Genomic DNA, 24,352 nt, shown 5'->3' with positions numbered 1-24,352 from the left:
TGCACTTGCCTCACGGCGGCCGGGCCACTACGGTCCGGCCAGCCGTGAATCTACGCGCGTCGCGCACCGAGCGAGAGGTCCCTGACCATGCGTAAGACCCTTCTGACCGCAATGACCGCCATCGGCGCGGGAGTTGCCGTGGCGCTCGGCACCGGCCTGTCCACGGCACAGCCGAAGGCAGCCCCGTGGCAGCAGGTCGGGAGCGACGTGAAGTCCGGCATCAGCGGCCTCGCCGTCACCTACCGTTCGGGTGGCAATCTGCACGCCCTCGTCGTACGCGACAACAAGCGGCCCGGCGAGAACCGCGTCGCCGAGGTCACCTACCGCCACGGCCAGGCGGCCGTGGCCACGCCGCTGACCTGGCTGGGCGGTGCCGAGCCCGTCGACCTGGAGGCGCTCGACGCGGTGCCGGGGACGTCCGACGAGTACGTGGCCGTGGCCAGCCGAGGGCTCGCCTACCACCTCGAGCTGACCGACGCCGGGGAGGCCGTGCGGGTCCTGGACATCGCGCCGCTGCCCGCGATCGGCACGGGCGACGACTTCGAGAGCTTCACGCTGACGTCGCGGCACGGGAAGACGGTGGCGGTCTGGGCGGACCGGGGCGAGGGCAAGGACCGTCCCGCGACGCTGTACGCGGCGCCGTTCTCGATCAATTCCTACGGTGAGTCGAAGTTCGGCGCGGTGAAGACGGCGACGTTCCGAGCGCCCTACCCGAAGGGGGACGTCCGCCACGCATCGGACATGGAGGTGACCAGGTCGGGGCGCCTGCTGGTCAGTTCCGCCTCCGACGCCGGTGACGACGGGCCGTTCGACTCCGCCGTGAGCGACGCGGGCAGGGTGTCCGTCACCTCAGCGGGGAGGGTGCGGCTGTCCGTCGACAAGACGCCCGAGCTCCTGACGAAGTTCAAGGACCACAAGATCGAGGCGCTGCACTGCGTGCCCGGCTCCCGCGTCGCGGCCCTCGGCACGGACGACGAGAACGCGGGCGGCGCCGTCACCATGCACCGTCTCTGCGACTGACCCCGGCGCCGTCTGTGCGGCTGATACCGGAGCCACCCGCCCGCCTCTTCCGGCGTGCGGGGCGCAGCGGATCCGCCCGCCCCGCACGCCGGTAGAGGCGGGCGACCGCAAGGCACTGCAGGCCCATGGACCCCGCCATGGCCAGGCAGACGCCGGGCAGCCCCAGGCCCAACAGGGCGTGGGCGAGCGCAAGTTGGACCGCCACCCCGCACGCCGTGATGCGGGCGAGGGCCGGGCTGCCGCCGCTGCCCTCGAAGACGCCGCCCAGCGCGATGAAGCAGGCGAGCAGCACCAAGTACGGCCCAAGGCAACGCAGATAGAGCGCCCCCGCGTCGGCCACCTCGCCCTCGGCGCCGAAGCCCCGCATGATCCACGGACCGGCGGCTAGCAGCAGCAGCGCGGCCGCCAGGCCCAGCGCCCCGGCGATGAGCAGGGCCTGGCGCCCGACGGCCCGCCGCTCGTCGCGGCCGGTGCCCAGCAGGTGGGCGGTGTGGATGGCGGCGGCCTGGCGTACGGAGTAGAAGGCCATGGTCGCCAGATACATCGCCTTGGTCGCGATGCCGTACGCGGCGACCTCCCCGACGCCGATCCTGGCGACGACCGCCACCAGCGCGAGCGCGCCCGCCATCCGTACGACGAAGTCGGCCGACATCGGCAGACCGGTGGCCGCCGTCCTGCGCGCGTCGGCGCCCAGCCGCCTCTCGCCCACTTCGCGGCGCGCTGCCCGCAGCAGCGCGTTGCGGTGCAGCGCGACGAGACCGCCGAGCAACGCGACCGCCCGGCCGAGGACCGTGGCGATCGCCGCCCCGCGCACACCGAGTCCGAAGCCCAGGATGAAGAGTGGATCCAGGACGAGGATCAGGCCGTTGGCCAGCAGGGCGAGCCGCATCGGGGTGCGGGTGTCGCCCGCGCCCTTGAGGATGCCGTCGACGACGTTCGTGGCGAAGTACACGGCCATGCCCGGCAGCGCGATCGCGAAGTAGCCGGTCGTGAGGGCCAGCGCGTCGCTCTCCCCGCCTAGGACCAGCCGGGCCAGCGGCTCCCTGCACAGGTAGCCGCCGACGGCCACGACCGGCGTGATCAGCACCCACAGGGCCCAGCCGCCGCGCACCGCCGACCGCACCGCGGCCCGGTCCCGCGCTCCCCGGGCCCGTGCGACCAGGACCGTCGTACCGGAACCGGCCATGAGGATGACGCCGAGCAGCAGGTTCTCGACGTTCGTGGCGACGGCCACCGCGGCGACCGCGTCCCCGCCCAGGCGCGCCACCCAGACCATGTTGATGATCCCGGCCGTGACTCCGGCGAGCAGCTCGAAGTAGACCGGGTACGCGAGCGAGACAAGTCGCCGCCGGTGCTCTGCCGATGGTGATGCTTTTCCTGATCCTGATCCTGATCCTGATGACGGACCCATGGCCCATCCCCCCCTTTCCGCTGTACCTCGATTCGAGGTACAGCGGAAAGAGATAGCATCAACCGCACGGGGTGGACAAGGGTGCGCGAGGTTACGCAAGGGTGCGCCGCTCTGGAACGCGCGACGAAGGGGCTCAACTCACATGCTGGAGCTGTCGATCCTGGGCTTCCTCCGCGAGGAGCCCCTGCACGGCTACGACCTCAAGACCCGTATCCAGGGCCTCAGCGGTCACATCCGCCCCGTGAGCGACGGCGCGCTCTATCCGGCGATCACCCGCCTGGTGAAGGCGGGCCTGGTCGAGCAGCGCACCGAGCCGGGCAGGAGCGCGGCGCCCCGTCGGATCCTCTCCCTCACCGAGGCCGGACGCACCGAACTCCTTGCCCGCCTGCGGGACCCCAAGGACGCCGACATCACCGACGGGCAGCGCTTCTTCACCCTGCTCGCGTTCCTGCGCCACCTCCCCGACCCGGCCGAGCAGGCCGCCGTGCTCCGTCGCCGCCAGGTCTTCCTGGACACACCGGCGAGCTTCTTCTACCGCGACGGGAAGCCGGTGTCGGCGGAGGAGGCGCCCGACCTCTTCCGCCAGGGCATGCTCCGGATCGCCCGCGCCACCGGCACGGAGGAGAAGAAGTGGCTGACCGAGGCCATCAGCACCCTGGAGGGCGGGCGCGGTTGAGGGGTCAGGGTCGCTGCGCCGCCACCAGTTCCCGGGCCTCCTCGTCCGTCGCGACCGACGGCGGGGAACCCTCCAGGGGCTTGCGGGCCGTCTCCTTCATCGCGGCCACCGCGATGATGCCGACCAGGCCCGCCAGCATCGTGTAGAACGCGGGCATCAGGTCGTTGCCGGTCGCGCCGATCAGCGCCGCGACCACCAGCGGGGTCGTACCGCCGAAGAGCGAGACCGAGATGTTGAAGCCGATGGACAGCGAGCCGTAGCGGACGTCCGTGGGGAAGAGGGCCGGCAGCGACGACGACATGGCGCCCAAGTAGCAGACCAGGGCCAGGCCGAGGATGAGCAGGCCGGTGAAGACCGCGACCGTGCCGCCCTGCTTGATGAGCAGGAAGGCCGGAAGGGCCAGGACGAAGAAGCCCACCGAGCCCGCCATCAGGACCGGCTTGCGGCCGATGCGGTCGGAGAGGCGGCCGACGGAGTTGATGAGTGCCATCAGGATCAGCATGACGAGCACGATGGACATCAGGCCGCCGGTCTCGCCGAAGCCGAGCTGCGTCAGGTACGTCGGCATGTAGGACAGCAGCATGTAGTCGGTGATGTTGAACGCGGCCACCAGCGCGATGCAGAGCAGCATCGCGCGCCACTGGCCGAAGAAGGAGTCCTTGAAGGACTTCTTCTGGCGTTCGGCGGCCGGTCCGCTCTCCGCCTCCGCCATCTTCTGGAAGGCGGGCGACTCGTCGAGCTTCAGCCGCAGGTAGAGGCCGATGAGACCGAGCGGCGCCGCCACCAGGAACGGGATGCGCCAGCCCCAGGACTGCATGGCGTCGTCGCTGAGCCACAGGGTGAGGGAGGTGACGAGGACCGCGGCGACGGTGTAGCCGATCAGGGTGCCGAACTCCAGGAAGGAGCCCCAGAACCCGCGGCGCTTGTCGGGCGCGTACTCGGCGATGAAGGTCGCCGCGCCGCCGTACTCGCCGCCCGTGGAGAAGCCCTGCACCATGCGGCACAGGACGAGGAGGATGGGGGCCCAGACGCCGATGGTGGTGTAGCTGGGGATCAGGCCGATCGCCAGGGTCGCCGTCGACATCATGATCATGGTCAGCGCGAGGATCTTCTTGCGGCCGACCCGGTCGCCGAGCGGCCCGAAGAACATGCCGCCGATGGGACGCACCAGGAAGGCGGCGGCGAAGGTGGCGAGCGAGGAGAGGGTCTGCGCGGTGTCGTTGCCGGAGGGGAAGAACTCCTTGCCGATGATCACCGCGAGGTAGGCGTAGACGCCGAAGTCGTACCACTCCATGGCATTGCCCAGCGCGGTCGCCTTCACCGCGCGCTTGACCTGGGCCTCTTCGGTGACGGTGATGTCCGACTGACGCAGGCGCGGGTTCTTGCGGCGGTGGATCGCACGGAAGAGCGCGCGGTGCCGGGCCAGGGCCTCCGGAGCGGGTGCCGGTGTTTCGGGTGCTTCGGGGGCGCTCACGGGGCAGTCACTCTCTCGGTCGGCGATGGGCGTGCACCGACGGCCCGACCTGGGTGGCCGGTACATCGACATTTGGTCGTCTGCCCTGCTGGGCGACGATCAACACTCCCAATTCCGGAGAGCGGAAAATGCCCGCCATTGGTCCTCACCACGCGGGCCCCAAGTCCCGCATTCCGCGGGACTTGGGGCCCGACGCGCGCGGCGGCGGAGGACCGTGGGTCCGCTCAGCGCGCGGACAACTGCGTCGCCGGCACGATCTGCTGCTCCTGGCCGGGGCTGGACCAGAGCAGCTTCATGTGCGCCTCGCCCGTCTGCTCCGCGTACTCGACCTTGATCGAGTGCCGCTTGCCCGCGGTGAGGGCGACCTGGCCCTTGTCGATCCTCGGCTCGTGCGGCGACCAGGAGTCGATGACCAGCTTGCCGTCGATCCACACCCGCGCCATGTCGTCCGACACGGTCGTCAGGGTGTACGTCTCCGAGCGGCGCGGCTCCAGTGTGCCGGTCCAGCGGATGCTGAACTTGTCGGAGGGGATGCTCGCCGCCGGTGAACCCTCGTACTTCCAGGCGTGGTTGAGGGTGCGGTCGGTGCGGGTGATCTTCGGGGTGCCGCTCAGAACGGCGTTGTCGAAGATCTCCTGCTTCAGGCCCTTGCCGTGGCCGGGGCGGGCCGTCGGCCCTGCGTCCACCGTCAGCTCGACGACCGTCGCCGTGTCGTCGGTCGCGGCTCCGGACGGCTTCACGTCGATGCCGTCACCGGCCTTGGTGACCGTCACCTTCTGGTCGCTGCCCAGCACTCGCGCCGCCGTGACGTCGAAGTCCGTACGCGCCTTCAGGTGCAGGGCGGCGCCGGACGCGGGCCACTGGGTGACGGCCGCGTAGAGCTTGTCGCCCTTGCGGCTGACCGAGCCCCAGGACGGCTCCTCGACGAGTCCGCCGTAGCGGGCGCCGAACACCGCCTTGCCCTGACCCGCCGTGCGCAGCCAGTCGCCCATCTGCTTCAGGCGGTCGACGGAGGGCTGCGGGACGCGTCCTCGGGCGTCGGGGCCGACGTTCAGGAGGTAGTTGCCGCTGCGGGAGGTCGTGGAGAGGAGGTTGCGGACCAGGGTGGACGACGACTTCCAGTCGGTGTCGTAGCGCGCGAAGCCCCAGTGGCCGTTGAGGGTCATGCACGATTCCCAGAGCTGGCCGTCGACCGGGGCGCCGGGGATCTCCTGCTCGGGGGTGCCGTAGTCCCCGTCGACCACGCGGCGCTTGCCGACGCGGTTGTTGATGATCAGGTCCGGGTCGAGGTCGCGGAGGTAGGCCTCCAGCTTCTCGCCGTCCCTCGCCGTCCAGGGGTTGTTGGGCTTGTCCGTGTCCCACTCGCCGTCGAACCACAGCAGCGCCGGATCGTAGGTGTCGACCAGCTCCTTGAGCTGGGCGCGCATCCGCTTCTCGTACCGGGGGAAGGTCGCCGGGTCCGGGAAGTCCGGGTCGTGCCAGTCCCAGATCGAGTAGTAGAAGCCGAGCTTGATGCCCGCGTCGTCCGAGGCCTTCTTCAGTTCGGCCAGGATGTCGCGCTTCTTGTCGAAGGAGGAGTGGTCGCGCAGGTTCCAGTCGTTGACCTTCGTGGGCCACATCGCGTATCCCTCGTGGTGCTTCGAGGTGATGACGATGTAGCGCATTCCGGCGTCCTTGGCCGCCTTGACCACGGCCTTGGCGTCGAACTCGGCCGGGTTGAACGTGGCGGCCTGCTTCTCGTACTCCGCCTTCGGGATGTCGCACTGGCGCTGGATCCACTCGGCGTCGCGGCAGACGGAGCCGTCGGCCTTCTTGTACTCGCCCTCGAGGTTGGAGTACGTGCCGAAGTGGATGAACATGCCGAAGCGGTCCTGCCGGAACCAGTTGGTGCGGTCCGCGGTGAAGGGGTCGTCGGTGGCGTGGTCGGTGCCCGGGCCCGGAGCCTCGGGGGCGGCGGCGGCCGGGGGTTCCGTCGGTGCCGCGACCGCGGCGGGGACGGCGGTCGCGGCGAGGGCCGAGGCGAGGAGCAGGGCGATCCCGGCGACTCTTCGCCGGGTGCGGCTGAACTGGGTGCGCATGGGGGCGGCTCCCTGAGGTTGACGGGTCGCTCGGGAACGTAGGGTCGAATACATCGGATGTCAATGCGTCCAACTGACCTCGACAGGGCCGATGTTGGCACGATCGCCCGCCAGCGCTCCGATGACTGGAGGCGCACTGCGGCCACACTGCCTCGGGGGTGCACCGAGGCGGTGCCACGCCGCCCCCCATCCCGCGTTTCCATAAAGATTTCAAGCGAATTCCGATCAGCACGCGAAAGGAATCTGTGACTCCGATAAATCGCCGCGTGACGTCGACCTCACTATTGATTATTTACCGGAAGGGGATTTGTGAAGGTGGTGTAGCATCGGATCAGGCAGATAATTCGTCGACGATGAAAATCAGCCAACGGGGGCAAGGAGAACATCACTTGATGCCCCCATGTTCTGATCTTTCACAGTCGTGAATGCGGAACCCAGGGGGAGATCAATGTCATCGATAAAGGTCCTGCTCGTCGACAGCGAACAACTCGTGCTCGAAGGTTTCCGAAAGCTTCTCGACGGGTTTACGGAATTCTCAGTGGTGTCCATCGCCCATGACGCCGCAGCGGCGGTCGAGCACTTACGCAGGCGCCGCCCACAGATCGTCGTGATGGGACTCGGCGTGCCCGGAACGGGCGGCGTGGACGCGATCCGGGCCATTCGCCGGGAGTCGGGGCACGTGCGCATCGTCATCCTCTCCTCCAACCAGCAGCCGGTCTATATGCGCGAGGCCTTCGTGGCCGGCGCCAACGCGTACCTCTCCCGCAGCATCGACGCGGACGAGCTGCGGGGCACGCTCCTCGCCGTGCACCGCGACGGCGCCGCGTTCACCGCGGCCACCGCGGGGCCGATCCTGCAGCTCATGTCGGGCCGCCACCGCGGCGACGACACGGCCCTGTCGACGCTGACCGAGCGCGAGCGGCAGATCCTGTCCCTGATCGCCGACGAGCGCGAGACCGAGTGCATCGCCACCGCGCTGGGCATTCGTCCTAAGACCGTGCGCAACTATCTGAGCCGTATCTACGCCAAATTGGGCACCCCCAACCGTGTACAGACCGTCCTGTACGCGAAACGCTCCCTGGGTCGCCAAGGAGGACTCGTGACGGACCCGTGACGCACTGGACGGCCATCTCCCTGACAGCGCAACGGAACGCGTCTCAATTGCCCGAGCAATTGACCCGTTCAAATCGGTTCCTGCACTCGTTCCGGTACTCGATCCGATACTCGTTCCGAAACTTCGGCAACCGCCCTGCACCATGCCGCGCCCGCATCCGCGAGCGCGATGGGGAAGGCCATGAAGGTGAACGCGCCGCGCTGCGGGAGATCCCGCAACCGGGCAAGGCCCTCAATCTGTATGAACTCCCGCTTCCTGCCATGAAGATGCGTGGGCCAGAGAGCGGCGGGGTCGCGCGTCCCGTAGAAGGACTCCACCATCGCGCGGGCGGGGCCGTCGAAACTCCAGCAGTCCGTACCGAGCACCTTCACGCCCAGGTCCAGCAGATGGTCGACGGCCTCGGGCGTGATCGCGGTGGACCGCGTGTAGTACGCGGGGGTGCCCAGGCGCAGGTCCGAGTCGGTGCGGAAGAGCACCACCGTCCCCGGTCCGGCCTCCGAACCGGCCGCGTGCAGCGCCTCCTTGACGTCGGACGCCGTGACACTCCCCCCGCACTCCCGTACGTCCAGGACGACGCCGGACCCGCAAAACCACTCCAGCGGCAGGTCGAGGACCTTCTTCGCGGGCTCCCCCGCGCACTCGGGGCCGTAGTGGAAGGGCGCGTCCACGTGCGTGCCCTGGTGGACGGACATCCGGTAGAACTCGTTGGAGAGGAAGCAGCCGTCGGGCAGATCGCGTGCGCGCAGCCGGCGGGCGCCGGTCAGCCAGCGCCAGTAGTTGCGCCGCCGGTCCTTGCGACTGTCCCCCGGCAGCGCCCTGATCCTGCGCGAGAGGTGGCGGATGCCGTCGCGGTGGAGCCACTGCTCGAACTCCACGCCGGGCGCCCGGCGGCTGATGGGGATGCTCAGGTCTACGTACATGGATCGGATGCTCCTGACTCTTTCTCTGTCGGTGACGGGACGTCGGTCTTCACTCACGCCTGATGCGGCACGCCCGATGCGGCACGCCTGCTGCGGCACGCCTCACGCGGCGTAGGTGAGCAGGCGGCGGATCGCGGCCGCCGCCGTATGGCCGTACGCCTCTCTGACCCGGTCGAGGAGGCGGCGTACGTCCATCGCGTACTCCTGTGTGCCGGTCGTCTCCAGGGCGAACGAGGCCAGTGCGCAGCCCAGTTGGGCGGCTCGTTCGGGCGGCGCTCCCTGGATGATCCCGGCGACGAGGCCCGCCCGGAACGCGTCTCCCGCCCCGCTCGGCTCGGCCACGGTGACCGAGCCGAGGGCGGGGACGAGGCAGGGCTCACGGCCGGGACGCTCGATGCGCGCCCCGGCGGCGCCGAGCGTGGTCACCCACGCCCCGACCCGTTCGAGGACGCGCGGGCCGCTCCAGCCGGTGGCCTCCCTCAGCCGCTCCGACTCGCCCTCATTGGTGATGAGGCAACTCGTCCCGGATATCAGGTGCTTGATGTCCGCACGGCCCATCCCTTCGATCTGCCACGAAGGGTGGGCCACGAACGGCAGCCCCAGTGCGCGGCACTCCTCGGTGTGCCGGAGCATCGCGGCCGGATCGCCCGGCTCGACCACCACCAGGCCGAGGCCGCCCGTGCTCGCCGCGACGGAACGCAGCGAGAGGGTGGAGGAGGCCCACAGGGCGCCCGGCCTGAAGGTGCTGACCCGCTCCCCCTCCAGGTCGGTCGTGCACACGTGCCGCGCGGTGTGCTCGCCCGGCACGACGAGTACGGACTCGGTGTCGACCCCGTGCTGCTTGAGCCACACCTGGTAGTCGGCGAAGTCGGAACCGACCGCGCCGACCAGGACCGGATCGAGACCGAGCCGGCCGAGGCCGAAGGCGACGTTGGCCGCGGCGCCGCCCCGGCGCATCTCGAGCCGCGAGGCGAGGAAGGCGAGGGACGCGACGTGCGGCCGGTCCCCCACCAACCGCTCCGGAAAACGGCCCGGGAAGGTCATGAGGTGGTCCATCGCGATGACCCCCGTGATGGCGATGGGCACGGAGAACTCAGACCCCGGACTCGATCTTCCGCTTGATGCCCGCCTGGTTCTGCCGGGTGTGCAGCTGCATGCGCTCCACGACGGTCGGCAGCGGGACATCGAAGGCGTCGTCGACCTCGAAGTCCTGGACCCAGGTCATGAGGGTCCCCTCGGGCACCTGCCGGTAGCTCCACTTGAGGTGCATGTAGCGGAACGGGAAGAGCGGATCGCGCCGCTCGGCGACCGCCGTGAGCTCGCGGTGGTCCAGGAGCCGCCAGGAACTCCAGGTCGAGCCCTCGGGGTTGGTCAGCTCGAAGAGGATCTCGGTCCAGCGGCCGTCCCGCTCCTCCGAGACCACCTTGGCGTGGCTGTACTCGTCGAAGAGGTCGGGCCAGCGGCCGATGTCGTTCGTGATCTCGAAGACGCGCTGTGCGTCCGCCTCGATGACAACGCTGTTCTCGATCCTGGGCATCGTCTCAGCTCCCCACCGCGGCGACGCCGGCCGACAGCAGGCGCCCCACACAGTCGACGAGGTCACCGAAGGTGCGAAAGCCCCCCTCGGCGTCGGCGTCGATGCTGACGCCGAAGTGCTGCTCCAGGGCGACGATCACTTCGACCAGCTCGGTCGAGTCGATGTCGAGGTCCTCGGCCAGGCGCTGGTCGTCGGTCAGCGCCTCGCTCTCGAAGCCGGCACCGCGCATGACGGTGACCACGTTCTCGCGGATGTCCATGGAACTCACGTACTCCTTCGGGTAATTCAGGTGGTCGGTCTTGATGAGGTGAAAGGTCAGTCGGCGACCGCGATCGCCACGGCCACGCCCGCCTCGTGCGAGATGCTCATGTGCAGCCCGCTGTATCCGGCACGCCGCATCGCCTCGTCGGCCCGGCCGGTCAGGCGGGGCACCGGTGCGCCGGACGCGTCGCGGCCGATCTCGACGTCCCGCCAGCCCAGGCCTTCGCCGTAGCCGCCGAGCGCTTTGCGCACGGCCTCCTTGGCGGCGACACGACCGGCCATGCAGTACGCCCGGTGGCGGGGCGACGTGCCCTCGCACTGGGCCTGCTCATTGACCGTGAAGAGCCGCTCGACCATCCGCTGCCCACGGCGCTCGACCATGGCGCGAAGACGCTCGACGTCGACGATGTCGATGCCCACCGCGCGGATGCCGGCCGACCGGGGAAGCACTTCCTGGGAGGTCAACGCCTCAGCAACAGACATGCGTTGACACCTCCCAGGCCGCGCGAGACCACCAGCGTGTGCTCGCAGTCGGCCACGGGGCGCGACTGCCCCGCGACCAGGTCGAGGTCGATCCCGGGGGCCTGCCGGTCCAGGTTCACGGTCGGCGGCACCACCCCGTCGCGCATCGCCCGCAGCGCGAGCGCCGCGTCGGCGGGCGCCGCCGCCCCCAGGAGGTGGCCGAAGCCCGACTTGGGTGCGGTGACGGGAAGCTGGCGCGCGGTGGCGGAGCCGAACGCCTCGTGCAGCGCGTATCCCTCCGTCACGTCCTCGAACGGGACGCCCGAGCCGTGCGCGAAGACCGCTCCGATGTCACCGCCGGAGATCCCGGCGCGCCGCGTCGCGGTCCGCATGGCGCGGCCGAGGACCTGCCCGGTCGGCTCGACCGTGTAGTAGGGCATGTAGCCGTCGGTGGTCACGCCCCAGCCGGCCAGTTCGCCCAGGATGCGCGCCCCGCGCCGCTCGGCGTGCTCGCGCCGCTCCATGACCAGGAACACCGCGCCCTCGCCGAAGACGCTGCCGCCGTGGCCCGCGTCGAACGGGCGGTACAACTCGTGCGGGCCGAGCGAGCCGCGGGACTTGGCGCCGAGGCCGCTGGTCTCCATGCAGAGCCAGCCGTACGGCGAAAGGGGCGCCTCCACGCCGCCCGCGATCACGACGTCGGCGCGGTCGCGCAGGAGCGCCTCCGCCCCGCCGATCAACGCGTACGCACCGCTGGCCCGGTCGGCGACGAACGTGCGCGCCGGGCCCTTGATCCCCTGGTCGATGCAGATGTTGCCCTGCGGCGCGGCGGGGAACCAGGCGGTCGCCTGGTAGGGGCTGACCGCGCGCGGCCCGTCGGTCCACAGGTGGCGCAGCTCGCGCTCGGCGAACTCCCAGCCGCCCAGGATGTTGCCGACCATGACGCCGGTGCGCTCGGCGGACGCCTCTTCGCCCACGGTGACGCGGGCGTCGGCGAGCGCCTGCCGTACGGCGTGCACGGACAGGTGCGTGAAGCGGTCGGTGCGCTTGACGAAGCGGGAGGGCAGCTCGGCGCCGGCGTCGAAGTCCGCCTGGCCCGCCGCCGACGTGGCGTACTCCGACGCGTCGAAGCGGTCGATGGCGGCGATCTGCGGGATGCCCGCGCGTGCGCTGTCCCAGAGGGGATCGATGCCGGTGCCCGCGGGCGTGACCGCGCCGATCCCGGTGATGACGACGCTCATCGGTGCGCTCCTTCCCGCACGGCCCGTGTGACGAGCGCGGCGTGCAGCCCCGCGAACCCGCTGGCGCCCTTGAGGATCGCCTTGCCGTGCCACGGGCGGCCCTCGCCCGGTACGTAGTCGAGGTCGCAGGTGGGGTCCGGGTTCTCGTAGTTGGCGGTCGGGTGGACGAAGGAGTGCTTGCCCGCGAGGGCGCAGAGCACGATCTCCATGGCGCTCGCGGCGGCCAGCGCGTGGCCGACCATCGACTTCGCCGAGTTCACCGGGATCTCCCGGGCGCGCTCGCCGAGGGCGAGCTTGAGGGCGCTGGTCTCGCAGGTGTCGTTCTGCGGGGTCGAGCTGCCGTGCGAGCTGACGTGGTCGATGTCCCGCGGACGCAGGCCGGCCTCCGCCACGGCCTGGGTCATGGCGCGGGTCAGGTCCTCGCCGTCGGAGAGCAGGTCGGTCATGTGCGCCGCGTTGGAGGTGTGCGAGAAGCCGTCCACCGTCAGGTAGGGCGCGGCCCCCCTGCGCTCCGCGTGCTCGCGCGACTCCAGGACGACGATGCCGCAGCCCTCGCCGAGCACGAAGCCGTCGCGGCCCGCGTCGTACGGACGGGACGCGGCCTCGGGACGGTCGGCGTGGGAGCGCGAGAGACAGTTGATGATCTCGAAGGACGCCACCGTCACCGGGGTGATGGGCGCCTCCGTGGCCCCCGCGATCATCACGTCCGCCTCCCCGTGGCGGATCGCCTCGTAGGCGTGGCCGATCGCGTCGACGCCGCCGATGCAGCCCGTCGACAGGGTCACGCACGGGCCCTGCATGCCGAGCAGCGCCGAGAGGATCGTGCCCGGGGTGTTCGACATGGACGCGAGGTACAGGTCGCGGCCCGCCTTGGCCGGGTCGATGGGCCCCCGGCCCTCGTCGGTGACCCGCAGGAACTCCTCCTCCATCTTCGGGGTGCCGCAGACCGCCGTGGACAGCGAGAGTCCGGCGCGTACGGGGTCGTAGGTGCCCTGCGTGAGCCCCGCGTCCCGTACGGCCTGGTAGGCGGCCGCCACGGCGAACTGCGTGTACCGGTCGAGCCGTCGCACCTCGGGCGGCAGGCCCGGTATCTGCTCCTCGAATCCGGAGACCTCAGCGATCGAGTCCGACACGAAGTCGAAGTCTCCGAAGAGCACCGAACTCGTGATGTCGGAAAGGGGCTTCGTGACGCTCTTTCCCGCGGAGATCGTTTCCCATAGTGCTTCTGTTCCTATTCCGGCCGGGCTGACCACTCCTAACCCGGTGACCACCACTTCTCGCACGTGAACCACTAACGCCTTTCTCCTGTCAGAACAGTGATGAGGCCGGGTGTGACGGACTCCTTCGCCGTCACCCCGTATTTCTCCATGACCGCCCGGTACACGGATTCCTCCTGGACCCCGCCCGCCTCGGTGTTCACCAGGAGGCTGAGCGCGATCATCGGACGGTGCAGGGCGGGCCGCCCCGGCTCCTGGCGCATGACGTCGACCATCAGCAGGGTGCCGCCGGGTCGCAGCAGCCGTGCGCACTCCTGGACGAGGCGCTCCGTGGCGTCCGGGCCCGCGAAGCGGCTCAGGTGCGCGAGGACGACGGTGTCGAAACAGCCGCCGGGGAAGGGCGCCTTGGGCAGGTCGCCCGCGTAGTCCCTGGTGAAGTCGGCGGGGACGAAGCGGAACCGCTCCGCCACGCCGAACTCCGCCGCCCGCTCGCGTGCGACGCCGAGCAGCTCCGGGGCGTCGTGGGCCACCACGCGTGCCTCCGGGTCGGCGGCGGCCAGGGCGATGCCCCACTCGCCGGCGCCCGACGCGAAGTCCAGGACGCGGCCCGCCTCCGGCAGGGCGAGCTCCCGCACCACGCGGAAGGCGGTGCGCACCCCCACCGGGAAGATCCCGGCGAACATCCCCGGGTAGAGGTCCCGGTTCTCGGGGGCGCCGAGCTCTCCGCCGCCGTGCCCGCCGGTCCGCACCAGTTCGGTGAGGCCGGTCCACTGGTCCCACTCCGCGAGTACGTCGGCGAAGTGCTCGCCGAGGTAGCCGCGGCCACCCTCGACCAGGTAGGCGCGGGAGGCGTCGGTGAGCGTCCAGCTGTCCTCGCCGCTGCCGTCACCGCCCGCGACCAGGCCCAGCTCCTCCAGGGCGGCGAGCAGGGCGCGCAGCCCGTCGGGGTCGCAGCCCAGCTCGGCTGCGAGGCCCCGGGCGCCGCGCGGGCCCCGGACGAGGCCGGTGAACACGCCCAGTTCCAGGGCCGTGCCGAGCACCCTGGCGCGGGCGAAGCCGAAGTTCAGGGCGAGGAGCGGACCGGGGTCCGGTGCATCCTCGTACGGAGCGAGGGCGCGGCTGGGTGCCGCGGCCGTCGGTGCACTCACTTGCCGCCCCCCAGGAGGCTCACGTACTCGGGGTTCTGCGTGTACTCGTAGGGGTCCTCGGAGAGGAACACGTTCCGTACCGGAGGCCGCTCGCAGGGCGCGACGACCAGGAACCGGCAGGTCTGGTCCGGGCCGGTGACGAAGCCGTGGGGCTCGTTGCGGGGGATGAAGATGGCGTCGCCGGGGCCGACTTCCTCGGTCTTGCCGAGCTCGGGCATGACGAGCCCCATCGAGCCTTCGAGCACATAGATCTCGTGTTCCCACTCGTGGTAGTGCGGCGGAGTGGAGCCGTTCGGCGCGACCTCGAATTCGGTGAGGACGAAGCGGTCGGCGCCGTCCGGTGTGTCGATGAGTTTCCGGTGGGTGGTCTCCTTCGCTCCCGGTTCGCGGACTATCTCGGCCTTGACCGCGGTCCTGTGCACGCGCTTCATCTGCTGCCCTTCTCGGGATGGGGTCGGGGACGGAATCCGAGTGGATCCGAATCTGCAATCGAACGTAAGTCAGCGGCGGCGGCTCATCTATGGGCATAGACCGCCGCTGACGTCGGGACATTGAGCCGGACTCGGACGGGATGTCGGCCCACGGGGGTGGGACAAAGTCCCGGCGGCCGGGCTACGCTCGCGACAGCGCTTCGGAAACCGAAGCAGCCGGCAGTCGGCAGACGGCAGTCAGAGCCAGGAGGAGCGAGACCGATGACCCTCGACGTACGTGACGTACTGGCACCCGGCGCACCCGGACAGACCCGGCTCCTGCTCGCGCGGGACGTCGTCTTCCACAGCCCTGTCGCGGACTACGGCGGGCGGGACGACGTGGCGCACCTGTTCGCGAAGATCGGGCAGTGCCTGAGCGGGGTCGAGCCGCTGCGGGAGTTCTCCGGACCCGGGGCGGACGGGGAGGGCAGGGAAGGCGGGGAAGGCGAGAAGCGCGGGCAGGAGCACCACAGCGTGACGACCTTCACCTGTAGCGTCGGCGAGGAGTCCGCCGCGTACGGCGTCTTCGTCCAACAGGTCGACGCCCAGGGTCAGTTGACGGAGGCGACCCTGCTGCTCCGGCCGCTCGGCGCGCTGAAGGCCGCCGTCTCGCAGATGCGGGAGGCGCTCAGCGCCGACCCTCTGCCGAGTCGGCGCTGACCTCTGTGGCCCAGCGCTCGGCCCACGCGTCCAGGGGGCGCAGGGCTTGGTGGGCGTCGCTCCCGAGCTCGGTCAGGGCGTAGGAGCTGTCGGGCAGTTGCCGCACCAAGCCGGCTTCGAGCAGTTCGGTCAGGCGCTGGCGCAGCACGCTGGACGACATCGCGTCGCACCGCTCCTGGAGCGCGCGGAACCCCAGCGGCTCGGCCCGCAGCTCCCAGACGATCCGCAGGCTCCAGCGCCGCCCGAACAGGTCGAGGGCGGCCATCAGGGGACGGCCCGTGGTGGAGGCGCGGGTCGGCCTGCCGGGCAGCGGTGCGGTCATCCGCCGACGCTAGCACCAGGGCCGCGGGCGGTGCGGCGGCGCGGCGCACGGGCAGGGCCGCCGCGCGAGGGCATCTTGACCATGGTCCGCGCGCGGTTCATCGTGGTGCGCCGTCCAGCACCGCTCGGGCGCCCGCCCGAGCATCGCCGACCCGGGAGGGTATCCCTACGTCATGCCCCTGGCCCGCCGCACCTTCCTCACCGCACTCGCCGGAACGACCGGCGCCGCCGTCGCCTGTTCCGGCTCCACCGCCGACGGCGCCCCGGCCTCCGCCTCGCCCGCGGTCAAGGCCGCCCGACGGCTGCTGCCCCGGCACTGGAAGCAGCTGACGTTCAGAACCGCGGGTCCCGACGACGCCTTCCGGATATCCGGGCGGCGCGGGAACATCACCGTCACCGGATCGACCCCGGCCGTTCAACTGACCGGCCTGCGCCACTACTTGAAGCACACCGCGCACGCGAACATCACCTGGGCCGGTGACCAGCTGGACCTGCCCGACCGGCTGCCCGGCCTGGACGAGCCGGTCACCGGCCGCGCCAACGCCCCGCACCGCTTCGTGCTCAACGACACGAACGACGGCTACACGGGGGCGTACCACGACTGGTCGTACTGGGAGCGCGAGATCGACGTGCTCGCCCTGCACGGCTACAACGAAGTGCTCGTGTACGTCGGCGCCGACGCGCTCTACCACCGCGTGTTCCAGGAGTTCGGCTACTCCGACCAGGAGTTGCGCGAGTGGATCCCGGCCCCGGCGCACCAGCCGTGGTGGCTGCTCCAGAACATGTCCGCCTTCCCGTACCCCGTCTCGCGCCAACTCCTCGACCGAAGGGCGGCGTTGGGCCGTCGCATCGCCGACCGGCTGCGGGACCTCGGCATGACGCCGGTGTTCCCCGGCTACTTCGGCACGGTCCCGCCCGGCTTCACGGCGAGGAATCCCGGCGCGAGGACCGTGCCGCAGGGCGACTGGGTCGGCTTCGCGCGGCCCGACTGGCTCGATCCGCGCACCGAGCACTTCGGCCGGGTGGCCGCTGCCTTCTACCGCGCCCAGGACGATCTCTTCGGCGCCTCGACGATGTACAAGATGGACCTCCTGCACGAGGGCGGCAAGCCGGGCGACGTCCCGGTCCCGGACGCGGCGAAGGCCGTCGAGAAGGCCCTCCAGACCGCGCATCCCGGCGCCACCTGGGTGATCCTCGGCTGGCAGAGCAACCCTCCAGAGGCCATCGTCGACGCCGTCGACAAGTCGATGATGCTGGTGGTCGACGGCCTCTCCGACCGCTTCCCGAAGGTCACCGACCGCGAGGCCGACTGGAACGCGACCCCGTACACCTTCGGCTCGATCTGGAACTTCGGCGGCCACACGGCCCTCGGCGCCAACACCCCCGACTGGGCCGCGCTCTACGAGAAGTGGCGCACCAAGGAGGGCAGCACGCAGCGCGGCATCTCCCTGATGCCGGAGGCCGCCGACAACAACCCGGCCGCCTTCGAGCTCTTCTCCGAACTGGCCTGGCGTACAGGCGACTTGGACCTGGACGCCTGGTTCGCCGACTGGTCCGTTTCCCGCTACGGAGCCGCCGACCCGCACGCGGCGGCGGCCTGGGACGTCCTGCGCCGCACCGCGTACGGCACGACCCGAGCCGACGAGTGGTCCGAGGGCGCGGACGGCCTCTTCGGCGCGCGGCCCGACCTGTCGGCGAAGTCGGCGGCGGCCTGGTCACCGAAGGCGATGCGGTACGAGCCCGCGGAGTTCGAACCCGCCCTCACCGAACTACTGGCCGTACGCAGCGAGTTGCGCCGCTCCTCCGCCTACCGCCGCGACCTCCTGGACGTGGCGCGCCAGGCCCTCTCCAACCGCAGCCGGGTGCTCCTCCCCGACATCAAGAAGGCGTACGACGACAAGGACACGGCCCGCTTCGACGAGCTGACCCGGACCTGGCTCGGACACATGGATCTGCTCGACAAGCTGGTGGCCACCGACTCCCGCCACCTCCTGGGGCGTTGGGTCGCCGACGCCCGCTCGTGGGGCGCCGACGCGACCGAACGGAACCGGCTCGCGTACGACCAGCTGTCGCTGCTCACCGTGTGGGGCACGCGGTCCGGGGCGGACGCGGGGCTGCGCGACTACGCCAACCGAGAGTGGGCCGGACTGGTCGGCGGGCTCTACCGGCTGCGCTGGGGGACGTACTTCAAGGAGCTGCGTGCGGCGCTCGACGAAGGGCGGGCCCCGAAGGCCATCGACTGGTTCACGCTCGAAGACGGGTGGATTCGTGACCCGGGGCAGCTCGCCGTCCGGCCGACCGGAGACACGTACAAAGTCGCTGTTCAGGTGCGCGAACGGCTGATCGGGACGCGATAACCGGCGGGGCGCGGCCTCCAAGATCATCAACTCGCCCTCCCTTGACGGGTATACGTCATCCTCGAACTCTGGTAGGAAACCTTCCTAACAGTACGTGGAAGAGCCCAAGCGTCATCGGATCGACGAACTCCCCCACCTTGGAGGTCCCGTGCCCACCCCCCATCGCGCCCCCACGCCCCGCATCCACACCTCACGCCGAACTCTGCTCGCCTTCATCGGCGCCTCGCTCGTCGCAGGACCGGTCATCGCCTCCCAGACGGCGGGCGCGGCCCCGGCCGCGAAGGCGGTCGGGCTCGACGATCCGGCGAAGAAGGAGATCGCCATGAAGATCGTGTGCAGCGCCGAGAACTCCGACCTCAACTGGAAGGAGTACTACCGCTACTGCGAGGACATCGGCGACGGCCGCGGCTACACCGCCGGGATCATCGGCTTCTGTTCCGGCACCGGCGACATGCTCGACCTCGTCGAGCTCTACACCCAGCGCAAGCCGGGCAACGTCCTCGCCAAGTACCTGCCCGCGCTGCGCGAGGTGGACGGCACCGACTCCCACGAGGGCCTCGACCCCAACTACACGCGCGACTGGGAGCGGGCCGCCGAGGACCCGGCGTTCCAGAAGGCGCAGAACGACGAGCGGGACCGCGTCTACTTCAACCCGTCCGTCAAGCAGGGCAAGGCGGACGGCATCGGCGTCCTCGGGCAGTTCGCGTACTACGACGCGATCGTCATGCACGGCAATGGCGGCGACAGCACCAGCTTCGGCAACATCCGCAAGCGCGCGCTGCGTTCGGCCAAGCCGCCGGCCCAGGGCGGTGACGAGGTGACGTACCTCAACGCCTTCCTGGACGCGCGCGTCTGGGCGATGAGGCAGGAGGAGGCGCACGAGGACACCAGCCGCGTCGACACGGCACAGCGGGTGTTCCTGAAGAAGGGCAACCTCAATCTGAACACTCCGCTGGAGTGGAAGGTGTACGGGGACCCGTACCGCATCGGCTGATCCGTCGTCCGCGTCGGCGCGGGGCACCGGCACCCCGCGCCGATGCAGCGGTGCTGCCGATGTAGCGGTGCTTACGTGTTGTGTGAAGAATTCTTCGCTGGTGCTCGACGGCGGAGGGGTCCGATCCTTGCTGGATGATCGGAATGAACGCGGTACTCGGCGTCGCAGTGGTGTCCCTGGGCATGGTGCTCACGCCGGGCCCCAACATGATGTACCTCGTCTCGCGGAGCATCACCCAGGGCAGGCGGGCCGGAGCGATCTCGCTGGCCGGGGTCGCCGTCGGCTTCATCGTCTATCTGACGGCCGCCAACCTGGGCCTGTCCCTGGTCTTCCTCGCGGTCCCCCAGCTGTACGTGGCCGTGAAGCTGGCCGGGGCGGCCTACCTGGCGTGGCTGGCCTGGAAGGCGCTGAAGCCGGGCGGCGTATCGGTCTTCTCCCACCAGGAGTTGGCCCCCGACTCGCCCCGACGCCTGTTCTCCATGGGGGTGTTGACGAACCTCCTGAACCCGAAGGTCGCCATCATGTACGTCTCGCTCATCCCCCAGTTCATCGACCCGGCGGCCGGGCACACGCTGGTGCAGGGCTTCCTCCTGGGCGGCGTCCAGATCTCGATCAGCCTGGTCGTGAACCTCGCCATCGTCATGGCGGCAGGCACCATCGCGGTGTTCCTGGCCCGCCGCCCGACGTGGCTGCGGGTCCAGCGGTACGTGATGGGTACGGTGCTCGGCGCCCTGGCGGTCAAGCTCGCGACGGACCGGGCGCCCGCCGCGGCGACCTGAGCACCGCCGCCACCGCCAGGGTCGCGACGATCCCGCCGAGCGTCATGACCACGGTGGTGGACGCCGCGTCCACCACCGCGCCGCCCGCCAGCGCGCCCAGCGAGAGCGTCGCCTGGAACGACGACGTGAACAGCACGGACGCCGCCTCGGGCGCGCGCGGCGCCGCCGTCACGAACCACGTCTGGGAGCAGACCGGCACCGCGCCGTACGCGGCACCCCAGACCAGGAGCAGCACGAGCGCGCCGGTCTTCCCCGTACCGAGCACGGGCAGCAGCAGCGTCGCGGCGGCGAGCAGGCACGCGGCCACCGCGAACGTGCCGCGCGGCCGGCGCCGCACCCACGCGCCCGCGAGGAAGTTGCCGACGATGCCCGCGGCGCCGTACGCGAGCAGGAAGACGGTGATGAGCCGCGGGCCCGCGTGCGTCACGTCCGCCAGGAACGGCGTGACGTAGGTGTAGGTGCCGAAGTGGGCCATCACGATGAGGAAGGTCGCGAGGAGGCCGACCCGGACGCGGGAGGTACCGAGCAGCTCGCGCAGCACCGTGAGCCGGGTGACCTGCTGCGGCGGCAGGGGCGGCACGGACACCACGAGCGCGCCGAGCACCACCAGGGTCAGGACGCCCATCGCCACGAACACCGAGCGCCAGCCCGCCAGTTGACCGAGCAAGGTGCCCGCGGGGACCCCGAGCACCGAGCCCAGCGGGACCGCGGAGAAGATCACGGCGGTCGCCCGGCCGGCCTGGGCCTCGGGGACCAGACGGGAGGCCAGGCTCGCGCCGATGGACCAGAAGGCACCGATGACGAGTCCGACGAGGACCCGGGAGACCATCATCAGCCAGTAGCCGGGCGCGATCGCGGCGAGGAAGTTCGCGAGAGCCAGCAGCAGCATCAGGGCGCAGAGCATGTGGCGCCGGTCGACGCGTCCGGTGGTGACGGTCACGGTCGGTGCGGCGACGGCGGCGAGCAGGCCGGGCAGGGTCATCATCAGGCCGGACGTGCCGTCCGAGATGCCGAAGGTGTCGCCGATGGGGGTCAGCAGGCCGATCGGCAGGATCTCGGTGGTGACGATGGAGAAGATCCCCAGCGTCACGGCGATGACGGCCGGCCAGCCGCCCCGCCGGAGGCGGGCGGAGGAGGTCTCGGTGAACGGAGGTGACGTGGCGGGTGCTGGCATGCTGCCGAGTTCAGCAGTGCCGTACGGACCGGGTCTGGCACGTATGCGACATCAATGTGCCGCGGCGAGGGTGACGTCGGATTCCCGCGCGGCGCCCCCGCCGGCCGGCCGCTCGGCTCAGTGCGTGATCGCGGGCTTGGGCTGTTCGGCGCCCGCCGAACCCGCCTTGCCGCCCAGGTGGTTGAAGACCAGGTTCAGCGCCACCGCCAGCAGGCAGCCCGTGGAGATCCCCGATCCGAGGACGATCTGGGCCCAGGCCGGGAACGCGTCGTAGAAGCCGTCCGAGAGCGCGGGCGCCAGGCCCGCGCCGAGGGTGACCACGACGATCAGGGCGTTGTCGCCCCGGTGCAGGTCCGCCTGGAGCAGCGTCTGGATGCCGCTGACCGCGATGGAGCCGAAGAGGAAGAGGCTGACGGCGGCCAGGACCGGCATGGGAACGACCGAGATCAGTGCCGCCGCTGCCGGGCTGAGGCCGATCAGGACGAGGATCGCGCCGCTGAGCGCCACCACGAAGCGGCTGCGCACCTTGGAGATGACGACCAGGCCGATGTTCTGCGCGAAGGCGCTCGCGTGGAAGGCGTTGAAGAGCGGGCTGAGTGCCGAACCGAGCGCGTCGGCGCGCAGGCCGCGGGCGATGGTCTTCTCGTCGACCTCCTTGTCGACGATCCTGCCCAGGGCGATCATGTCGGCGGTCGACTCGGTGAGGATCACCAGCATCACGACGCACATGGAGATGATCGCCGGGATGTTGAACTCCGGTGCGCCGAAGTGCAGCGGGGAGGGGATGCCGACCAGGGCGGCGTCGTCCAGCTTGGAGAAGTCGGCGAGGCCCATCGGGATCGCGAGCAACGTACCGAAGATCATCGCGAAGAGCATGCTGATCTGCTTGAGGAAGCCGCGCGTGAAGCGCTGGAGCAGCAGCATCACCAGGACGGTGGCCCCTGCCAGGCCGATGCTGGCCGGCTCCGGCGTGCCCGTCGGCGAGTCGTCCACGATCCAGTCGTACGCGACGGGGATGAGGGAGACGCCGATCAGGGTGATGACCGATCCCGTCACCACCGGCGGGAAGAAGCGGACCAGGCGTGAGAAGTAGGAACTGACCAGGAAGCCGAAGACGCTGGAGACGATGATCGCCCCGAAGACCACCGGCATCCCCGCCTCGACGCCGCCCTGCGTCGTGATGATCGTCAGCATGACGCCGACGCCCGCGAACGAGACTCCGTTGACGAAGGGCAGGCGGGAGCCGATGAAATTGCCTATGCCAAGGGTCTGGAGCAGCGTCGCGATGCCCGCCATCAGGAGGCTGCCGCCCATGAGTACGGCGGTGTCCCCCGGCGACATCTTGGCGGCGACGGCCACGACGAGCGGGACCGAGACCGCGCCCGCGTACATGGAGGCGACGTGCTGGAGACTTGCGACGAGCATCCGGCCCGGCGGCAGGATCTCGTCGACCGGATGGACCTCAGGAGCCGCTTCGGCGGGTGCGGCCGGGTCGGCGGGGCGTGGCTGAGAACTCATGGGTGGCGCTTCTTCCGTGTGCGAGACGCCGGAAGTCGGGCCCGCCGCGCGGGAGTTCACGAGGCGCGCGGCGGGACCGACCATCAATCCGACTGGAAAGTAACTTCCGCGATGCGGGCGGCGTCACGCACGTTACGTCAGTGGGCCCCCGCCGGGGAAGACCCTTCGTGCACCCTCTGTTCAGCGATCTCTCCCCCGGGCTCCATCGGATTGGTCACTTCGTCGTCCTCGCCCCGCTTGCCGATGTGGTTGAAGACGAGGTTGAGCAGCACGGCCGCGACACAGCCCGTGGAGATGCCCGAGTCGAGGATGATGTTCGCCGTCTCCGGGAACGCGTGGTAGAACTCCGGCGCCGCGATCGGGATCAGGCCGACGGCCAGCGAGACGGCCACGATCAGGACGTTGTTGTCACGCTCCAGGTTCGCCTTGACCAGCGTCTGGATGCCGCTCGCCGCGACCGAGCCGAAGAGGACGACACCCGCGCCGCCGAGCACCGGGCGCGGTACGACGGCGATGAGCGAGGCGGCCATCGGGCACAGGCCCATCAGGACCAGGAAGCCGCCGCCCACGGCGACCACGTACCGGCTGCGGATCTTCGTCATCGCGACCAGGCCGATGTTCTGCGCGAACGCGCTGCACATGAAGCCGTTGAAGAGCGGGCTGACCGCCGAGCCGAGGCAGTCGGCGCGCAGTCCGGCCGCGATGGTCTTCTCGTCGGCGGGACGGTCCACGATCTCGCCGAGCGCCAGCATGTCGGCCGTGGACTCGGTCATCGAGACGACCATGACGACACAGAGGGAGACGATCGCCGCCGCCGCGAACTGCGGGGCGCCGAAGTGGAACGGCGTCGGGAAGCCAACGATGTCCGCGTCGCCGACCGGGCTGAAGTCCGTGACGCCGAACGGGATCGCGATGACCGTGCCGACGACGAGGCCCAGGAGCACGGCGATCTGCTTGACGAAACCGGTGGTGAACCGGCGCAGGAGCAGCACGATCACGAGGGTGATGCCCGCGAGACCGAGGTTCTTCATCGAGCCGTAGTCGTCGGCTCCCGGGACGGGTCCCTGCGCCCAGCCGAAGGCTACCGGCATGAGCGAGATGCCGATGAGCGTGATGACCGTGCCGGTCACCACCGGCGGGAAGAAGCGGACCAGCTTCGAGAAGAAGGGCGCCGCGACGAAGCCGAGGATGCCCGCGACGATCACCGCCCCGAAGATGATCGGGAGCGCGTCGTCCTTGTCCTTGGTCGAGTCGACGACCGCGAGCATGGGGGCGACACCGGCGAAGGTGACGCCGTTGACGAAGGGCAGCCGGGCGCCGATCTTCCAGATGCCGAGCGTCTGGAGGAAGGTGGCCAGGCCCGCGGTGAACAGACAGGCGCCGGTCAGGAAGGTGAGTTCCTTCGCGGAGAGGCCGATCGCCGCGCCCACGATGAGCGGCGGGGCGACGACACCGGCGTACATGGCCGCCACGTGCTGGAGGCCGGTCGTCGCCATCTTGAGCGGGGGGAGCTTCTGGTC

At 70.3% G+C, this 24,352-nt stretch carries 23 protein-coding genes; 7 read left to right on the top strand and 16 right to left on the bottom strand.

Annotated features, from left to right (window positions below):
* Nucleotides 1–87 precede the first annotated feature (87 nt).
* Nucleotides 88–1,020 carry a hypothetical protein gene (locus tag ACZ6ZP_RS08575; RefSeq protein WP_469406095.1) on the top strand — a complete coding sequence of 311 codons (933 nt, stop codon included), beginning with the start codon at nt 88–90 and terminating at the stop codon, nt 1,018–1,020.
* Here the strand turns inward: ACZ6ZP_RS08575 and ACZ6ZP_RS08570 are convergent.
* Nucleotides 995–2,431: an MATE family efflux transporter gene (locus tag ACZ6ZP_RS08570; RefSeq protein WP_469406094.1), complete on the bottom strand. Its 1,437-nt coding sequence runs from the start codon at nt 2,429–2,431 to the stop codon at nt 995–997. The two genes, ACZ6ZP_RS08575 and ACZ6ZP_RS08570, sit on opposite strands and share 26 nt — an antisense overlap.
* A 142-nt stretch (nt 2,432–2,573) precedes the next feature.
* Between ACZ6ZP_RS08570 and ACZ6ZP_RS08565 the strand changes: the two genes are divergently transcribed.
* On the top strand, nt 2,574–3,107 hold the full coding sequence (locus ACZ6ZP_RS08565) for a PadR family transcriptional regulator (protein ID WP_351158827.1): 534 nt from the start codon (nt 2,574–2,576) through the stop codon (nt 3,105–3,107).
* A 4-nt stretch (nt 3,108–3,111) separates the two neighbouring features.
* Here the strand turns inward: ACZ6ZP_RS08565 and proP are convergent, their stop codons facing one another.
* A complete protein-coding gene (gene proP / locus ACZ6ZP_RS08560; protein ID WP_351158824.1) occupies nt 3,112–4,581 on the bottom strand; it encodes a glycine betaine/L-proline transporter ProP in 1,470 nt (489 codons plus the stop codon).
* Between the two features lie 224 nt (nt 4,582–4,805).
* A complete protein-coding gene (locus tag ACZ6ZP_RS08555) occupies nt 4,806–6,659 on the bottom strand; it encodes an alpha-L-fucosidase (RefSeq protein ID WP_383817467.1) in 1,854 nt (617 codons plus the stop codon).
* A gap of 448 nt (nt 6,660–7,107) precedes the next feature.
* Here ACZ6ZP_RS08555 and ACZ6ZP_RS08550 point away from each other — a divergent pair, with 448 nt between their 5' ends.
* Complete coding sequence (locus ACZ6ZP_RS08550; RefSeq protein ID WP_351158820.1) at nt 7,108–7,773, top strand: response regulator transcription factor; 666 nt, start codon at nt 7,108–7,110, stop codon at nt 7,771–7,773.
* Between the two features lie 68 nt (nt 7,774–7,841).
* Here ACZ6ZP_RS08550 and ACZ6ZP_RS08545 read toward each other — a convergent pair whose 3' ends face one another.
* From ACZ6ZP_RS08545 to ACZ6ZP_RS08505, 9 genes are all read right to left on the bottom strand, one after another.
* Entirely contained in the window at nt 7,842–8,693 is an 852-nt protein-coding gene (locus tag ACZ6ZP_RS08545; RefSeq protein WP_469406091.1) for a cyclase family protein, read from the bottom strand.
* A 102-nt stretch (nt 8,694–8,795) separates the two neighbouring features.
* Nucleotides 8,796–9,779, bottom strand: a complete 984-nt coding sequence (locus ACZ6ZP_RS08540; protein ID WP_469406090.1) for a carbohydrate kinase family protein — start codon at nt 9,777–9,779, stop codon at nt 8,796–8,798.
* 7 nt (nt 9,780–9,786) lie between these two features.
* Nucleotides 9,787–10,230, bottom strand: a complete 444-nt coding sequence (locus tag ACZ6ZP_RS08535) for an SRPBCC family protein (protein ID WP_361462161.1) — start codon at nt 10,228–10,230, stop codon at nt 9,787–9,789.
* Between the two features lie 4 nt (nt 10,231–10,234).
* Nucleotides 10,235–10,489: an acyl carrier protein gene (locus tag ACZ6ZP_RS08530; protein ID WP_351159364.1), complete on the bottom strand. Its 255-nt coding sequence runs from the start codon at nt 10,487–10,489 to the stop codon at nt 10,235–10,237.
* A 56-nt stretch (nt 10,490–10,545) separates the two neighbouring features.
* The gene (acpS, locus tag ACZ6ZP_RS08525; protein WP_361462164.1) at nt 10,546–10,974 is read right to left on the bottom strand and encodes a holo-ACP synthase; all 429 of its coding nucleotides are present in this window, start codon (nt 10,972–10,974) and stop codon (nt 10,546–10,548) included.
* Nucleotides 10,953–12,194: a beta-ketoacyl-[acyl-carrier-protein] synthase family protein gene (locus ACZ6ZP_RS08520; protein ID WP_351158807.1), complete on the bottom strand. Its 1,242-nt coding sequence runs from the start codon at nt 12,192–12,194 to the stop codon at nt 10,953–10,955. The genes acpS and ACZ6ZP_RS08520 overlap by 22 nt, the downstream gene beginning before the upstream one ends.
* Nucleotides 12,191–13,465, bottom strand: a complete 1,275-nt coding sequence (locus ACZ6ZP_RS08515) for a beta-ketoacyl-[acyl-carrier-protein] synthase family protein (RefSeq protein WP_469406548.1) — start codon at nt 13,463–13,465, stop codon at nt 12,191–12,193. The genes ACZ6ZP_RS08520 and ACZ6ZP_RS08515 overlap by 4 nt, the downstream gene beginning before the upstream one ends.
* 20 nt (nt 13,466–13,485) lie before the next feature.
* Complete coding sequence (locus tag ACZ6ZP_RS08510; protein WP_469406087.1) at nt 13,486–14,559, bottom strand: methyltransferase domain-containing protein; 1,074 nt, start codon at nt 14,557–14,559, stop codon at nt 13,486–13,488.
* On the bottom strand, nt 14,556–14,990 hold the full coding sequence (locus ACZ6ZP_RS08505) for a cupin domain-containing protein (protein ID WP_351158803.1): 435 nt from the start codon (nt 14,988–14,990) through the stop codon (nt 14,556–14,558). The genes ACZ6ZP_RS08510 and ACZ6ZP_RS08505 overlap by 4 nt, the downstream gene beginning before the upstream one ends.
* A gap of 261 nt (nt 14,991–15,251) precedes the next feature.
* Between ACZ6ZP_RS08505 and ACZ6ZP_RS08500 the strand changes: the two genes are divergently transcribed.
* Entirely contained in the window at nt 15,252–15,689 is a 438-nt protein-coding gene (locus ACZ6ZP_RS08500; RefSeq protein WP_469406085.1) for a hypothetical protein, read from the top strand.
* On the opposite strand, the gene ACZ6ZP_RS08495 is transcribed toward ACZ6ZP_RS08500, so the two are convergent.
* Entirely contained in the window at nt 15,658–16,011 is a 354-nt protein-coding gene (locus tag ACZ6ZP_RS08495; protein ID WP_351158798.1) for a winged helix-turn-helix transcriptional regulator, read from the bottom strand. The two genes, ACZ6ZP_RS08500 and ACZ6ZP_RS08495, sit on opposite strands and share 32 nt — an antisense overlap.
* Before the next feature lie 172 nt (nt 16,012–16,183).
* On the opposite strand from ACZ6ZP_RS08495, the gene ACZ6ZP_RS08490 reads away from it, so the two are divergent.
* The 3 genes from ACZ6ZP_RS08490 to ACZ6ZP_RS08480 all read left to right on the top strand — a co-directional run bounded on the left by ACZ6ZP_RS08490 (nt 16,184) and on the right by ACZ6ZP_RS08480 (nt 20,140).
* Nucleotides 16,184–18,367 (top strand): alpha-N-acetylglucosaminidase, encoded by a 2,184-nt coding sequence (locus ACZ6ZP_RS08490; RefSeq protein ID WP_469406083.1) that lies wholly within the window; start codon nt 16,184–16,186, stop codon nt 18,365–18,367.
* 148 nt (nt 18,368–18,515) lie between these two features.
* Nucleotides 18,516–19,361 (top strand): chitosanase, encoded by an 846-nt coding sequence (locus ACZ6ZP_RS08485; protein ID WP_351158793.1) that lies wholly within the window; start codon nt 18,516–18,518, stop codon nt 19,359–19,361.
* Between the two features lie 134 nt (nt 19,362–19,495).
* A complete protein-coding gene (locus ACZ6ZP_RS08480; protein ID WP_351158791.1) occupies nt 19,496–20,140 on the top strand; it encodes a LysE family translocator in 645 nt (214 codons plus the stop codon).
* Here the strand turns inward: ACZ6ZP_RS08480 and ACZ6ZP_RS08475 are convergent.
* The 3 genes from ACZ6ZP_RS08475 to ACZ6ZP_RS08465 form a co-directional block, all read right to left on the bottom strand.
* Nucleotides 20,100–21,314, bottom strand: coding sequence for an MFS transporter (locus ACZ6ZP_RS08475; protein WP_469406081.1), 1,215 nt, complete (start codon nt 21,312–21,314; stop codon nt 20,100–20,102). The two genes, ACZ6ZP_RS08480 and ACZ6ZP_RS08475, sit on opposite strands and share 41 nt — an antisense overlap.
* 117 nt (nt 21,315–21,431) lie before the next feature.
* Nucleotides 21,432–22,832 (bottom strand): nucleobase:cation symporter-2 family protein, encoded by a 1,401-nt coding sequence (locus ACZ6ZP_RS08470; protein WP_351158786.1) that lies wholly within the window; start codon nt 22,830–22,832, stop codon nt 21,432–21,434.
* A 137-nt stretch (nt 22,833–22,969) separates the two neighbouring features.
* On the bottom strand, nt 22,970–24,328 hold the full coding sequence (locus ACZ6ZP_RS08465; protein WP_351159359.1) for a nucleobase:cation symporter-2 family protein: 1,359 nt from the start codon (nt 24,326–24,328) through the stop codon (nt 22,970–22,972).
* Between the last annotated feature and the right edge of the window lie 24 nt (nt 24,329–24,352).

It is taken from the genome of Streptomyces sp. NPDC054047 (assembly GCF_055585065.1).
This window is presented reverse-complemented; position numbering and strand designations above follow the sequence as displayed.

What these genes read in the sequence shown, in the direction of transcription:
- ACZ6ZP_RS08465 (WP_351159359.1), bottom strand. Translation starts at nt 24,328, where the DNA reads ATGGCGACGACCGGCCTCCAGCACGTGGCGGCCATGTACGCCGGTGTC.
- ACZ6ZP_RS08520 (WP_351158807.1), bottom strand. Translation starts at nt 12,194, where the DNA reads ATGAGCGTCGTCATCACCGGGATCGGCGCGGTCACGCCCGCGGGCACC.
- ACZ6ZP_RS08545 (WP_469406091.1), bottom strand. Translation starts at nt 8,693, where the DNA reads ATGTACGTAGACCTGAGCATCCCCATCAGCCGCCGGGCGCCCGGCGTG.
- ACZ6ZP_RS08535 (WP_361462161.1), bottom strand. Translation starts at nt 10,230, where the DNA reads ATGCCCAGGATCGAGAACAGCGTTGTCATCGAGGCGGACGCACAGCGC.
- ACZ6ZP_RS08565 (WP_351158827.1), top strand. Translation starts at nt 2,574, where the DNA reads ATGCTGGAGCTGTCGATCCTGGGCTTCCTCCGCGAGGAGCCCCTGCAC.
- ACZ6ZP_RS08475 (WP_469406081.1), bottom strand. Translation starts at nt 21,314, where the DNA reads ATGCCAGCACCCGCCACGTCACCTCCGTTCACCGAGACCTCCTCCGCC.
- ACZ6ZP_RS08495 (WP_351158798.1), bottom strand. Translation starts at nt 16,011, where the DNA reads ATGACCGCACCGCTGCCCGGCAGGCCGACCCGCGCCTCCACCACGGGC.
- ACZ6ZP_RS08490 (WP_469406083.1), top strand. Translation starts at nt 16,184, where the DNA reads ATGCCCCTGGCCCGCCGCACCTTCCTCACCGCACTCGCCGGAACGACC.
- ACZ6ZP_RS08500 (WP_469406085.1), top strand. Translation starts at nt 15,252, where the DNA reads ATGACCCTCGACGTACGTGACGTACTGGCACCCGGCGCACCCGGACAG.
- ACZ6ZP_RS08550 (WP_351158820.1), top strand. Translation starts at nt 7,108, where the DNA reads ATGTCATCGATAAAGGTCCTGCTCGTCGACAGCGAACAACTCGTGCTC.
- ACZ6ZP_RS08470 (WP_351158786.1), bottom strand. Translation starts at nt 22,832, where the DNA reads ATGAGTTCTCAGCCACGCCCCGCCGACCCGGCCGCACCCGCCGAAGCG.
- ACZ6ZP_RS08575 (WP_469406095.1), top strand. Translation starts at nt 88, where the DNA reads ATGCGTAAGACCCTTCTGACCGCAATGACCGCCATCGGCGCGGGAGTT.
- ACZ6ZP_RS08555 (WP_383817467.1), bottom strand. Translation starts at nt 6,659, where the DNA reads ATGCGCACCCAGTTCAGCCGCACCCGGCGAAGAGTCGCCGGGATCGCC.
- acpS (WP_361462164.1), bottom strand. Translation starts at nt 10,974, where the DNA reads ATGTCTGTTGCTGAGGCGTTGACCTCCCAGGAAGTGCTTCCCCGGTCG.
- ACZ6ZP_RS08530 (WP_351159364.1), bottom strand. Translation starts at nt 10,489, where the DNA reads ATGGACATCCGCGAGAACGTGGTCACCGTCATGCGCGGTGCCGGCTTC.
- ACZ6ZP_RS08505 (WP_351158803.1), bottom strand. Translation starts at nt 14,990, where the DNA reads ATGAAGCGCGTGCACAGGACCGCGGTCAAGGCCGAGATAGTCCGCGAA.
- ACZ6ZP_RS08480 (WP_351158791.1), top strand. Translation starts at nt 19,496, where the DNA reads ATGATCGGAATGAACGCGGTACTCGGCGTCGCAGTGGTGTCCCTGGGC.
- ACZ6ZP_RS08570 (WP_469406094.1), bottom strand. Translation starts at nt 2,431, where the DNA reads ATGGGTCCGTCATCAGGATCAGGATCAGGATCAGGAAAAGCATCACCA.